General features: G+C 60.3%; 16 protein-coding genes. All 16 read right to left on the reverse strand.

Features of this window, described 5'->3' with window-relative positions; genetic code table 11:
- Positions 1-15 precede the first annotated feature (15 nt).
- The 16 genes from RUH64_RS09440 to RUH64_RS09515 all read right to left on the reverse strand — a co-directional run bounded on the left by RUH64_RS09440 (position 16) and on the right by RUH64_RS09515 (position 11,850).
- Positions 16-312, reverse strand: coding sequence for a hypothetical protein (locus RUH64_RS09440; protein WP_313812986.1), 297 nt, complete (start codon positions 310-312; stop codon positions 16-18).
- A 41-nt stretch (positions 313-353) separates the two neighbouring features.
- On the reverse strand, positions 354-956 hold the full coding sequence (locus tag RUH64_RS09445; RefSeq protein ID WP_313812987.1) for a hypothetical protein: 603 nt from the start codon (positions 954-956) through the stop codon (positions 354-356).
- 102 nt (positions 957-1,058) lie between these two features.
- The gene (locus tag RUH64_RS09450; RefSeq protein WP_313812988.1) at positions 1,059-1,565 is read right to left on the reverse strand and encodes a hypothetical protein; all 507 of its coding nucleotides are present in this window, start codon (positions 1,563-1,565) and stop codon (positions 1,059-1,061) included.
- Positions 1,562-1,750: a hypothetical protein gene (locus tag RUH64_RS09455; RefSeq protein ID WP_313812989.1), complete on the reverse strand. Its 189-nt coding sequence runs from the start codon at positions 1,748-1,750 to the stop codon at positions 1,562-1,564. The genes RUH64_RS09450 and RUH64_RS09455 overlap by 4 nt, the downstream gene beginning before the upstream one ends.
- Positions 1,751-1,767: 17 nt before the next feature.
- Positions 1,768-2,193: a hypothetical protein gene (locus RUH64_RS09460; protein ID WP_313812990.1), complete on the reverse strand. Its 426-nt coding sequence runs from the start codon at positions 2,191-2,193 to the stop codon at positions 1,768-1,770.
- Positions 2,190-2,585: a hypothetical protein gene (locus RUH64_RS09465; RefSeq protein ID WP_313812991.1), complete on the reverse strand. Its 396-nt coding sequence runs from the start codon at positions 2,583-2,585 to the stop codon at positions 2,190-2,192. The genes RUH64_RS09460 and RUH64_RS09465 overlap by 4 nt, the downstream gene beginning before the upstream one ends.
- Complete coding sequence (locus RUH64_RS09470) at positions 2,582-2,974, reverse strand: DUF6093 family protein (RefSeq protein WP_313812992.1); 393 nt, start codon at positions 2,972-2,974, stop codon at positions 2,582-2,584. The genes RUH64_RS09465 and RUH64_RS09470 overlap by 4 nt, the downstream gene beginning before the upstream one ends.
- Positions 2,975-2,976: 2 nt before the next feature.
- A complete protein-coding gene (locus RUH64_RS09475) occupies positions 2,977-3,585 on the reverse strand; it encodes a hypothetical protein (protein ID WP_313812993.1) in 609 nt (202 codons plus the stop codon).
- Positions 3,586-3,588: 3 nt separating this feature from the next.
- Complete coding sequence (locus RUH64_RS09480) at positions 3,589-4,008, reverse strand: hypothetical protein (protein ID WP_313812994.1); 420 nt, start codon at positions 4,006-4,008, stop codon at positions 3,589-3,591.
- Positions 4,009-4,010: 2 nt separating this feature from the next.
- Positions 4,011-4,832 (reverse strand): P22 phage major capsid protein family protein, encoded by an 822-nt coding sequence (locus RUH64_RS09485; protein WP_313812995.1) that lies wholly within the window; start codon positions 4,830-4,832, stop codon positions 4,011-4,013.
- Positions 4,833-4,846: 14 nt separating this feature from the next.
- Positions 4,847-5,584 (reverse strand): hypothetical protein, encoded by a 738-nt coding sequence (locus RUH64_RS09490; protein ID WP_313812996.1) that lies wholly within the window; start codon positions 5,582-5,584, stop codon positions 4,847-4,849.
- 29 nt (positions 5,585-5,613) lie between these two features.
- Positions 5,614-6,714 (reverse strand): hypothetical protein, encoded by a 1,101-nt coding sequence (locus RUH64_RS09495; protein ID WP_313812997.1) that lies wholly within the window; start codon positions 6,712-6,714, stop codon positions 5,614-5,616.
- Positions 6,715-8,142 (reverse strand): phage portal protein, encoded by a 1,428-nt coding sequence (locus tag RUH64_RS09500; RefSeq protein WP_313812998.1) that lies wholly within the window; start codon positions 8,140-8,142, stop codon positions 6,715-6,717.
- On the reverse strand, positions 8,142-9,878 hold the full coding sequence (locus RUH64_RS09505; protein WP_313812999.1) for a terminase TerL endonuclease subunit: 1,737 nt from the start codon (positions 9,876-9,878) through the stop codon (positions 8,142-8,144). Before RUH64_RS09505 ends, RUH64_RS09500 begins: the two co-directional genes overlap by 1 nt.
- 45 nt (positions 9,879-9,923) lie before the next feature.
- Positions 9,924-10,523, reverse strand: coding sequence for a phage terminase small subunit P27 family (locus tag RUH64_RS09510; protein WP_313813000.1), 600 nt, complete (start codon positions 10,521-10,523; stop codon positions 9,924-9,926).
- A gap of 643 nt (positions 10,524-11,166) precedes the next feature.
- Positions 11,167-11,850, reverse strand: coding sequence for a hypothetical protein (locus RUH64_RS09515; protein ID WP_313813001.1), 684 nt, complete (start codon positions 11,848-11,850; stop codon positions 11,167-11,169).
- Positions 11,851-11,857: the final 7 nt, after the last annotated feature.

The raw sequence follows: 11,857 nt of genomic DNA on the forward strand, positions 1-11,857 counted from the left end.
GCCCTCCTCACTGATTTAGGACGGTCGGTCTCGTATTGGCTTGTCTGCCGGCCGGTCATAGGTGGTGTAGAGCCGTTCGCCGGGCTCTGGTTTATACGGCTCGTTGCCGATGCCTGTCGTCGAACGCTCCCGCGCTGCACAGGCCTGGCAGACCTTTTTGTGGGCTGAATACCAACCGTCGTTGTCTGGATGGTGTGCGATCTCCATGGGCTGCCCGCAGGCGCACAGTCCGTCCTCGTAGACGGTGAGCACCAGGGATAACAGATAGTCCTTTTCCGTCCAGTCGCCGCGCTGGCTGGAAAACCAGTGCATTGGTGGTTTCCCAGCGGCGCGGGCGGTGCGGAGTACTTGGACTATCGGCCGGAGTCGCGGTTGGTACCAGAGGCACCTGGCAAAAAATCTGCGTCCGGCTGCGGTGCTTCGTTCTGCACCTCTTGACGCTTGAGCAACAGCTTGGCTAGCTGTGCCGGTCCGATGCCGTTCTCCAAAGCGACGATCATCGGGACCGGCAGGCTAATCTCCCGCTTTTCCAGTGTTGGGGATTCCATGGCCACGATGGATGCAGAGAGCAGCTCACGGTTCATTTCGATCCGCTTCAACATTTGCTCATCCGGCGAGTTTTCCGGGCCCGTAGTGTGCCGGGCTGCGATCTCCCGGATCTTGTCGTTCGGCAGGGCGCGAATGTAGAAGGTGATCTCTGAACGGGCGAACGCTTCCATCAGCTTCTTACGCTTGGCCTGCAGTTGCTTCAAGAGCGGGGATCCTCCACTGGTCTTTTCGCCGGCCGTCGCGTCGGTCTCGACACGGATCTGCCGGGCAAGCAGGTCAATCTGTGCGACCAGGTCGGCACGCTTGTAGACGGTCTCAGACCCTTCAGGCAGACGGGCATCCGAGATCCAAGCTTCGAAGTCGAACTCGGCTGCTTCAGCGTAGTTCTCGGCGGTGGTTTCAGTCATGGTGGGCTCCAATCGTGCGGTGGGCTCCGGGAAAGTATGGGAAAGCCCGGTGACGTGAGGAGCCCTTTCACGTCACCGGGCTGGAATATCGCCTACTTGGGGTTAGGCGGCCACGAGAACTTCACTGACCATGGTCTGGCCCAAGAACTCCACGCGGCGCTTGATGTTGCCGTCGTTACCCGGACGGGTCGGCGAATCGGTCTTGAGCTCGCCACCAAGGAAGATCTCGTCCCCGGTAGCCCAGTCCTCAGTCGAGTCCTTGTCGGTCTCGCGCATATAGATCCACACGGTGGTGTCCTTCACGCGCACCGCCTGGTAAGCGGCATCCTCTCCGGCGAGGTCTGCACCGCTGCCGGTTGTAAGCCACTCACGGACAAACGTCAGTGCCGTCTCGTAGTTGGAAGAGCCAAGCGCCTGAGCATTGCCCTTCTGGCACGAGACCTTCTCGTTGAATCGGTCAGACGCAGTCGGAGACCACGTAATGTCCGATTCCAGCACCACGCAGGAGAAATCGATTCCCGCGTTGAGTTCAGCTGCGGTCGGAATAAGTCCGGCTGGCTTGGTGAGCAGCATCGCCCACTTCTTCTTGCCGTCTGCAGACGTCTTCACTTGGCCTCCTCCTCTTCTACTGGATCCGGTCCAGCGGACGGCCGGCGAGTTGCTTTCTTGCCGGTATCACGAATCGATGGCACTTCGACAAAGCCGAATGCCTCGTTGGTCAGGTAATGTTCCGGCACCAGCCGGATATCGCCGCCACCCTTCGGGCGGGCTTCCACAAAACCGGGCTTAGCCATGGTCAGTGTCCTTTCGGTCAGGCCCGGTAGGCCGTGAACGGATATTCGTCCACGAGATACACGGGATTGAGTGTGTCCACCGAGACCCGGTTATCCGGTTCCGCGGTAAGAACTTCTTGCTGCCGAAGCTTTGAAAAACGCCAACCAGTCACCGTCGGCCGCTGACGATTCAGCGCCTCGCGGCTGGTCGTTGTTATCTCGCTCAGGCCGTCGAGCGACAACGCCGCCACCGTGCAGCGCAACGTAAACGCCACCTGGTCGGGAATGTCATCGCTCGAACGATCGCCCGGTTCCCCGGAGACCTCTTCGCCCCATCCGCCGTGCAGCACCACATAAGGGAAGTCCTCCAATCTCGGAGGATTAGACAGCTCCGCCCGGTACAGATGAACTCGTGTACCGGGCGGAAACAGTGCCTTGATGCCGTCGAAAATCGCTTTACTCACAACAGCCCCTCCAAAAGCTCCAGCAAATACTCTTCAAAAGCCGGAGCTTCATCGGCGAGCGCTTCTGCTGGATCTCGGACGGTACCGCCGCCGCCTGGGGATCCACCGAAGTAGGCGAAGCCCGCGAGGCCGGCAGATGAGTGGCGCGATTTGTTGGGACCGATCTCGGCTGCATACGACGTTGCACCGAATGCTCCGGAGGTCATTTCGTCGAAGTCCACGGAACGGGCCATGATTCTGAACGACGCTGACTCTCGGATGTCTGCCTGCATGGCGTTCTTGACGTTGACGGCGCCCTTGCGGACGACGCCTCGGACTTTGGGAACGATCCCGTTCGGGACGAGGCCGAGATCTTCGGATAGGAGGCGTAATTGGGAATCGTCGAGACTCACAACGTCACCGCCCTCCATCGTTCTGCCGTGCGGTGAGTTCCCTCGGCCAGCTCTACGAGCTTGGCTTTGGTTCCTGGTACTGGCATGTCCAGTTCGCAAGCGGTGATTTCCAACAGGTCCCCTGACTTTGCGCCGGAGCCCACGGGAAGTTTCGCGATGGCGTTGGTGATGGTGTACTCGGCGCCAGCCAAGACAAGATCCGAAGGTTGCGTATCGTCAACATCGAAGCCGCAGATGCCGGTGTAGATGAGGTCGAATGTTTCGACCTCGTGCCCCTTCGCCGCGTCATAGGTGTTTCCGGTCCGCCGGTTGATGGTGCATTGCGCGATCATCAACATTTTGGCTCGGGCTCGTCCGCGGCGGGTGGCCATGACGGCCCTACGTCGCATGCTCATAGGCTGCCCACCACCTTCGCGCCGTAGTTCCCGAATCTCTTTGCGAGTCGGTCCCGGGTGCGCTGAGGTAGCGACATTTCGGTGATGGCATCGACAGTGTCGCCGGTGGCGTAGCCTTCGGCGTAGTCGTCGATCTTCACCGAGGAGAGGCGGCCGTTGTTCAGTGCGAACCCTTCAGCCCCTGCCTCGTCGTTGTTGAGCAGTCCTGAGATGACCATGCGGCAGACCAGGTCTTTGATGTCTGCCGGCAGTTCTGGCAGACCGTGGGTGTAGTCCACCGTGACGATCTCCAAGCCGCCTTCAGCCCATCCAGAAGCCCGGTACAGGCCGGCGTTGATGCGTTTCCAGTCCGTGACTGGGGTTCCTTCCGCTTCCACGGAATGAACCTCAGTCACGGGTAGTCCTGGCAAGCGCAGGATCCGGGCCCGCATGGCCGGGAGTTCGACGACTGAGCGTCGTTGAAGGATTGGCGAGCCTGCCGCATCGACCACTTCGGCCGAGGCCGAATTGATCAGCGCGTTGGTGAGCGGGCCGGTCAGATCCACGTTCTCAGGCAGTGGGTACACTTCCAGATCTGCGCTGGTGATCAAGCCCAACAGGCTCACCTCCTATTCAGTGGGAGTGTTTCCGTCGCCCTTGCCATCACCGGAAGGATTGCTGTCGCCGCCGGCTTTCTGCTTCTCAGCTTCCTCGGCCTGCTTCGCTTCCCACTGATCCACCAGCTCGCGGATCTCGGTCTGAGTCTTGCCTGTGAGGTCGTCCTCAAGGATGCCGATGTGCAGCGCCCAGGCTTCCCAGTCGTCACGCTTCGCGTTTCCCCGCGGCTTTTCCGCCGGGTTGGAGGCAACAATCGCGTCGGAGGTCTTCGAAGTCGCCTTCGAGTTGAAACGCTCCTTGACGATTGCCGCCACCTGCTCCGCGCTGAGACCTTCCTCGATCTCAACGATCGTCCCCTGGCGGACAAGTCCGCCAGCGGTCAGTTCGTCCAGATCCATCACGACTCCGGAGAGTCCAACATATGGCGCCATGGCTACGCCGCCGTCCAGTGGAATACGGCGTTAGGTCGGATGACCTTGCCGCCGTACACGTGCAGGCCGCGCAGGCGGTCAGCGAACTTGTTCTGAGCGCGCATTGGCTCAGTCTTTTCGATCTGCGAGGCGTAGGCCAGCGCGGACTTGTGCCAGCCAACGATCTGCGGCTTGGAGGTCTCAGGTAGATTCTCCGAGTCGTAGGTGTCGAAGGTCAGCAGCTTGCCGTAGGAGGCATCACGCAGGCCCGCGGTGGATGCGAACTCGTTGGCCTTCATCAGCTTCGAGTCGTTCTCGTCCAGGAACGAGGCGAACTCGGCGTTCATGACCAGAACACGCTGCGAAGCAGGCACCTTGGCCTTGCGCATCGCCTTCTTGAGGGTCGCAATTGCGTTCCATGCGGTGGCTGCATCAGTTACGGCGGTAAGGCCCGTGACTGCCGTTCCCTGGGCGATCAGCAGCGCGGAGAGGAACTTGTCGGTATCCTCGGCCAGGCCGTCTGCAGCCGACTTGGTGTAAGCCGACATCAGCGCAGGCTTAGCCTGGGCCGCATCGATGTCATCCACGTAGAAGTCGAAGGACTTCTCCTGGTCGATCAGCAGATCAACGCCGGTGTCAGTGACAGCGTCGGCGGAGGTCGTGCGACCAGCAGCCTTGTAGTCCTTGACCTGGATTGGCTCGATGCCAGTGATGTGGACGGTGTTGCCGCCCTTGGCTTCGCCTTCGTACTCGCGGTTCGCGAGGCCGGCGAAGATGGTTGCTTCCTGGAACTCAGTCAGGATCTTTGCTGACCACAGTTCAGGAATTGCATGGGTGATTGCCACAGCAATCTCCTTTCCTAAGAGGTTTTGACCCGGCCTTCGTCATAGGCCTTGGCGATTTCCGCCGGGCTCATGCTTTGGAGGTCTTTCTGGGTGAGTTTCTTCGCCAGCTTGCGCTTGCCACGAGCTGAGTCGAACTTTGGTCCACCGCCGCTTTGCGCAGCGAGGTAGGGTTCCTTCTCGAGAAGCTCGTCGATCGCCTCGGCGATCTCGTCTGCGTCTACTTCGCCGTCCTCGTCGACCTCAAACTGTGAGAGGTCGAGTAGACGGACAGCCAGGGCAGGATTCTGCAGTTTGCCTGCAGCTGCCGATTTCACCTCGGACCGGAGGATCCGATCGTTGGCCTTGCTGAGGATCGCCGCGTCGCGCTCAGCCTGCTTCCGGGAAGCTTCCTGTTCGTCCTCGCTCTTGCCCGCAGAATCCTTGAACTGTTGCAGCTCGGCTCGTGCGGCTCGTGCATCGGCTTTGGACGCCTTCACCTTGTCCTTCATGGCGCGAAGGGCTTTCTTTCCCTTATCGCCAAGCTCTTCGGCTCCGTCTTCTTCGGCCTCGTCTTCCTCGTCGTCGTCCGAGTCGTCCTCGTCGCCACCTTGTTCGGTGTCGGCTTCGTCTTCCTCGTCTTCGTCCGAGTCGTCCTCGCCCTCCTCTTCTTTGGCGAGCATGACTGCATCGCCGAAGTTGAGGTAGTGGAAGGCCAGCAGCGCTTCAACTCCACCAGGTGCGGTGAGGTCGATGCCGTGAACGGTTGTGGACATTGTGTTTCCTTTCAGTCGTTAGCATTGCGCTAAGCGGCGGTCCACGACCCGGTTGCGGGGTCGAGGGTGTAGGCCGGTTTCTTGCCACCGAGGTAGCCGACGCCCGGCCCGCGGACCACACCTTCCGAGGATTGACCTAATCCGGTGATGTATCCGTAGTCCTCCAGCATCCGAAGCGTCTGCTCGCGGTTGCCTTTGGTACGCTTGTAAATTTCTTCCGGCATCAGACGCTCACGAGTTGCCACCCCGTAGCGCTCTTTGCCTTTTCGGTTTCGTGTTTCCTGCAGCGATCCCCAGTACCCTCGACGGGTTGTGCCCGTATAGGTCGCCAGCGCCCCGCCCTTGGTCGAATAGACACCTTGCCGGGCATTGACCACCTGGAAGATATCTGCGCCGTCACGCACCGCCTGAGCGCCTGCCTTAGTGAAGTACTTGTCCTGATCCGCACCGCTTAATGACTTGAAGTACGAATACGGATCAACAGTCATCTCACCGGCGAGCGCTTCATCGACTGGGATATGTCTGCAGTCGCACCCCGGATGTCTATCGAAGGCTTCTGCAGAGCGGTAAGTTTTGCCGGCGAGGATTGCGCAGCGGCTGCACGAGGGCGGGTTGAGCATGCGGACGTAGTGCATGCGGACCGGCGCCGTGGTCATGGCAACGCCTTCGGCCTGCCGTGCTGCGTCGGAGATTTGCATCTGCGAGCGCAGCATCAGATTGTCCAGCCCGATGCCGAGGGAGCGGTCCGTGGTGTATCCAGTTTTCAACGCTCGAATGGTCTTGAAGGCTGGCGACAGTATGGACTCTTCCAAGCCCACGGGCGGGCGAGGCTTGTCCCCTAGTGGGTAGGCGATGCCCGCGAATCCTGCGGCGATGGTTTGGAACGCGTCTGGTGCTACGTCGTAGGACTCCATGACTGCGTTGGAGTACTCGATCGCGTCTTCGGCCACGGCCTGCTGTGCCTGCGCTACGACCAGTGCGGCGGTGCCGGCGGCGGTTAACCATGAGTCCAGGATGTTTCGGCGGTCGATGCCCATCCAGAGCCGAGTGATGCGGTGCATTGCTCGGCTCTGGACCAGCTGCCCGTAGGCGTAGTGTGCTGCTGCGGCTTCGAGAAGGGTCTGAGCCATTTAGGCGACCCCCTGGCGCATCCGTTCTTCAGCTGCGATGAAGGGGTCCATCGTTCGTTCTCGCTCGACCATCTTCATGACTCGTGCCACTTGGACCGGGTCTGTCACAAGCTTCTCGACCACGTACTCGGTCGGGAAGCCTGCAGACTTGAGCTTGGTTCCGACGTCGGCCATCTGAGCTTCGGAGCGGTACTGGATGTTGTCCCAGATGATCGTTCCTGCTCGGAGTACTTCTATACGCTCGGCAGACGCTCCTCGTGCTGCTGCCATCAGTCGGAAGGTCTTCTTGATGCCCTTGGATGCATACAGGATGCGTTCCTTGACCTTGGAGACCAGACCGGCTTCGGCGATGTTGAGCGACTCAGCCGCGGTGTTGATCATTTTCGCCACCAGGTAGTGCGGTGGCGTTCTGGTCTGCGCCGCGATGTGCTCGACGATCTGCGAGATGACTTTCGAGAACGCTTCAAGGTTCGCGGCCGTCCACTCTTCAATGCGGGCATCTTGACCAGGAAGGAAGATGATCTTCTCTTTGATCAACTCGTCAAGCTCCACATCCTGATAACCGGCAATCTGACCGTCCTTGTCGAGGATCGGCACCTGCGGCACGTCGGCGTTGACCGCCACGCGTGCCGGCATCGATGCCTGGTCAAGTGCGTTCATCAAGTAGGCCCACACGAGATTGACCGCGTCCTGCAGTGCAGCCACGCCCGCGATGTCTGATAGTGGTTCTTCGTCCAGAAGGGTCTTGTTGCGGATCTCCGTCAGCGGTACCTCGCCCAGACGGTGCTCGGTGAAAATCTCTTCATCGTCCTTGAGGATCCAGCCGCCTTGAGCGTTCATCCGGCTCTTGTCTTCGAAGCGTTGTTTGCCATTGTGGCGCTTGAGCTTCACGAAATGAGTAGGTGTGTAGTAGGTCGCGTAGTCCCACTGGTCATCTCGCCACATCACGAGACCGTCTCGATCGATGCCTGTCACCGGGTCGGTGTCGACAATCGCTGTCTGCGGGTGCTCCCAGGTGACAGACGGGGCCTTGTCCGGAGAATCGGCAGGGTGCACGAGCGAGAATGCCCGGCCGGCGGCCATTTGCATGGTGAATGCCTCGGAGCTTCCCAGATCCGAGTTGGACCCCAGCCAGTCGCGCTGCAACTGCTGGTCGATCTTGAAGTCTTCGCCATGGGCACGGAAGCCGAGAACGCTCATGCGCTCTGCGGCGGCATCAACCACTGGCATGCACCAGTTGTCGCCGAACCCTGCAAACTGCTTCTTGAAGTACTCGTCGAACTTCTTAGAAGCCCAACGCAGGGTTTCGCCGCGGCCTTGGTAGCGGTCCACGTGCCCTTCGATGGTGGTTGCACGGTCTTCTAGTTCTCTGGCCAGCTGGTCGACGCGGGTTGCCACCTCGACAGGGTCATACACGTTGACGCTCATCAAGACCTCCTTCGAGTACTAGAGCCTGTAGCAATCAGCCGCTTCTTTTCTTCCAGCGAGGTACGCACGATCCCGTCCAAGCCGGTCACTGCTGCCTGGAACCCGTCAATACGGGCCGAGGAGGTGCGCCGGTTAGGCTTCACCGGGCGGAAGTTATCGGCGTCGTCGAATTTGATCTCCACGCGAGAGGCCATCCACCGCATGACAGGGTTACCGTCATGGCGCATTTCCCCGGCTTTCCACATGCGTTCCATCTCCTTGGACGCCGGGCCAAGCCCGAACATCGTCTGAGAAACGGGAACAATGTCGATACCCCTAAGTTCTGAATCAAGCTCCTGGACGATCTGTCCGGCAAACATTCGGTCGTAGCTGATGCGCTGCATGTCGAAATGCTTCGCGTCGCCGATCACCGCTGCCTTGACGGCGCTGTAGTCGATCACGTCGCCCTCGGTGGCCGTGATGTAGCCTCGGTCCACCCAGTCCTGAATCGGAACCAGAAGCTGCTCTTCCAGCTCTTTGATGCGCTCCTCCGGAATCCAGAACCTAGTGAACAGGTCAAACTTCAGACCTGGACGGTTAGATTGCGCCCAAACCGTCCAGGCCGTGAAGTCGCTGGTTGCCGACAGGTCAAGACCGCCCCAGGCACGGCGCCCACGCAACGGAGTGCGCTTCGCGCCCTGCAGCTCGTCCCACGTCTTCACATCCACCCACCGGGCAGTGCCCGGCGAGCGCAGATTCAGCGCGAGCTGCAGGTAGGTCTTGAGTGCTGCCGGTGAGCCCTTGGCCTTGGTGGCCTGGTCTCGCATGTAGGCCCTGGTCGGTGATTTTCCGAGTCCAGGGTTGGCTTTGAACTGCGTCGCCTCATCGAAAGGGTCGTCCTTTTCATCGGCTGCCCAGATCACGCCGTAGAAGCGTGGATCCTTGACGATGTTGTTGGCGATGTTGCGGGTGTAGTTGTGCTTCTCGTCGTACGGCGTGCCTTCCTCGGCTTCGTCCGCGGTGGTGATGAAGACGATCAGCGGTTGGTCTCGTGCGCCGGTGCCGGTCTCAATGGCTTCGATCAGCTTGCCCTTGAGGCGCAGCGTGTGGATCTCATCAACAGTGGCCCCGGAGACGTTCAGTCCGTGGGCCGTCTCAGCGATGGATGAGATGACTCGCAGGATCGAATTGGAACGAGGGACACGGACCACGTCTTTGAGCGGTTCAATCCGCTTTCTCGCCGCCGTGGACGAGAGAAGCATGGTCTTGGAGTCGTCGAAGACTCGGCGTGCCTGCTCGGTGGAGCCTGCAGCGTTGTAGACCTCGGCGCCCGGCTCGTTGTCGGCCAGGAGGAGGATGCCCGAGATGCCGGCGGCGAAGGTGGACTTACCGTTCTTGCGGGGAATCTCGATCCAGACTGTGCGAATGACTCGGACGATGCGGTCGATTTCTTCGTCGTAGTAGACCCAGCCGAACACCGGGGCAAGTACCCAGATGACCTGCCACGAGTCCAGACCTTCGCCCAGACGCATGCGAACACCCGCCCAGCGGCCTTTCGTGTGCTTGAAGGCTCCCAGTGCCTTCAGTGCCTTGCGCGCCCGTTCTACGTCAAACCACGCGCCCGGCTGCTCGTCCGCCTGGTTCGCGACAACCAGCGGCTCACGCTTGAGCCCCTCGATGATCTCTTCATGGGACAGGCCCAGCTCGATCAGTGCGTCGTAGGGTACCGGCAGTCGGTCGAAATCACCATCGATCATGCCGGCCACCTCCTCGCCGGAGGTGGATCACCCTCCCATCACGACTCAGTCGAATGGATCATCATCGTCCGGACCGTCTTCCCGGCCCGGCAGGCCGGTTCTCGCGGCCGGAGACAAGCCCAGCTCACGGATATAGGTCTTGATCTGAGTTCGGTACTGGGAAGCGATCGTGGTGTGCGGGTTGCGTGCCGGGCCGCGCTGCCCCAGGACGATGAGCCCCTCGCGGGACAGCTCATGTTCGGCCCATTCCAGGCGAGCCACACAGATGCACAGGTCCACCACGATGGACCAGTCCACGGCACCGAGGCCGACACTGTTCTGCAGCACCGGGACGATGCGCTGCCATTCCTGGCTGGCCCGCTTTTTCACGTACCTGGTGCCGTTGATTGCTTGGCGCTTGAGATGGTAATCAGTCATCTTCTTTTCGAAGCGATACATGCGTTGCTGGAAGTGCTCGATCGACTCATCGTCTTCACGCTCAGGCTCGGTCGGCTTCTTCGGAGCCATCGACTCGGGAAGCTCTTTAGACCAGTCCGGCTCCTCGAACTCCACGGGCGGCAACGTCACCGATTCAGGCACCGGCCGGTGGCTCGGATTGCCCTCGCGCACCACGGCGAGCGCTGGTTTTGGGGCTGGACCAGGCATTTTTCGCGGCACCCCCTGATCAAAAAGTTCTATCCTGCGGGGATACGAAAACCCCTGCCCGGCGGCTAATCCCGGCGCCCCTTTGGGGGTCACCCCCACCCCTCTCAGAGGGTGCCGATGCCTGCAATGTCAAGGCTTCGAGGGTGTGTCACTGCGGTGCATTCCAACCTCCGGGCTGATGCACGGCGGTCTCGCTCTTGTGGCACGGCGAGCACAAGCCGCGCCCATATTTAGGATCGTCAGGGTTCAGACCCTGAGCTATCAATCCCTTGCGGGATGTTGGGAAGTGATCAGCCTCGCGAGATGGTCTCGACATGCACAGCACACAGATCGGATCTCGTGCGAGTACTTCCTCGCGGAACCTGCGGTGACCACGACTGGTGTAGCCACGGAACCGAGACGATCCGCGGGCTTGCTCGGCTGCCTTCTCGTGGGTATCGCATCGGCCACGGTTGCCGAAGGCTGATATCAGCTCGGTGCAACCTGGTTGAGTACAGGGTTTCTTCGGAGCAGAAGGCAACGCGGTCACCTCACTGCAAGTAGATACGACAAAGCCCCGAACCTCAAGGAAGTTCAGGGCTTCATCTAAGACACTAAGTCCATTCAATCAGTAAATTTACGTGACTATGTCAAGTCCGTCAACTCAGGTCAGACGGGGAGGACGAGCGCCCCGCTTCTGTGGACGTCTTGCCTTCAGCATCTTCGACCAGGTGTCCCACTGCACCGCATGCTTCGCATCGCCTTGGCACTGCACAACACGTTCGCCTTTGCGGTTCTCCACAACTACCAACTGAGCTTTACAACCAGGTCGCTTGCAGAACTGATCCGGTATCTCCACGCTGGTCTCGGCGCCATGCGTTGCCGTGGCCAACCAGTCCGCAGCATGAGCGATCCACCAATACGCCTGCCTACTGAATGCCCGATCCGGATATGCAGCTATGGTCACTGCCTTAGTTCTAGCCAACCATTCGGCAAGACCTGGTGTCGTCTGGTCTGCCGGGACTCGCACTCCGAGGTCATCTACCAGGCGCAGGACTACGGACCAGATGTTATCGCGAACCACCATCAGCGCATCGGATACCGACACATTGATTGGCAACGGCGCTTCGGTTCTCTGGGCATGACGCTCACTACCACCGCCGCCTGACCCAGCATGCAGCGCTTCCTGTGCATCGTCCCACCGATCGGCCACGAACCGCAGGTCGCGAATCATCCGGTCGTTGCACTCACCGCACAGGTTCAGGTCATCCAGCGCTACAGGTGCCAGCTGATCCGGCTCCGCCTGCGCATGAACCACACAGCCCCGTGACTCACGAGCTGAACTCACGCAACCC

This window comes from Glutamicibacter sp. (assembly GCF_032154645.1).
GTDB lineage: Bacteria > Actinomycetota > Actinomycetes > Actinomycetales > Micrococcaceae > Glutamicibacter.

Excerpts from the sequence above, each read along its gene's own strand:
- RUH64_RS09440 (WP_313812986.1), bottom strand. The coding sequence starts at position 312 with ATGCACTGGTTTTCCAGCCAGCGCGGCGACTGGACGGAAAAGGACTAT.
- RUH64_RS09445 (WP_313812987.1), bottom strand. The coding sequence starts at position 956 with ATGACTGAAACCACCGCCGAGAACTACGCTGAAGCAGCCGAGTTCGAC.
- RUH64_RS09455 (WP_313812989.1), bottom strand. The coding sequence starts at position 1,750 with ATGGCTAAGCCCGGTTTTGTGGAAGCCCGCCCGAAGGGTGGCGGCGAT.
- RUH64_RS09470 (WP_313812992.1), bottom strand. The coding sequence starts at position 2,974 with ATGCGACGTAGGGCCGTCATGGCCACCCGCCGCGGACGAGCCCGAGCC.
- RUH64_RS09480 (WP_313812994.1), bottom strand. The coding sequence starts at position 4,008 with ATGGCGCCATATGTTGGACTCTCCGGAGTCGTGATGGATCTGGACGAA.
- RUH64_RS09490 (WP_313812996.1), bottom strand. The coding sequence starts at position 5,584 with ATGTCCACAACCGTTCACGGCATCGACCTCACCGCACCTGGTGGAGTT.
- RUH64_RS09495 (WP_313812997.1), bottom strand. The coding sequence starts at position 6,714 with ATGGCTCAGACCCTTCTCGAAGCCGCAGCAGCACACTACGCCTACGGG.
- RUH64_RS09500 (WP_313812998.1), bottom strand. The coding sequence starts at position 8,142 with ATGAGCGTCAACGTGTATGACCCTGTCGAGGTGGCAACCCGCGTCGAC.
- RUH64_RS09505 (WP_313812999.1), bottom strand. The coding sequence starts at position 9,878 with ATGATCGATGGTGATTTCGACCGACTGCCGGTACCCTACGACGCACTG.
- RUH64_RS09510 (WP_313813000.1), bottom strand. The coding sequence starts at position 10,523 with ATGCCTGGTCCAGCCCCAAAACCAGCGCTCGCCGTGGTGCGCGAGGGC.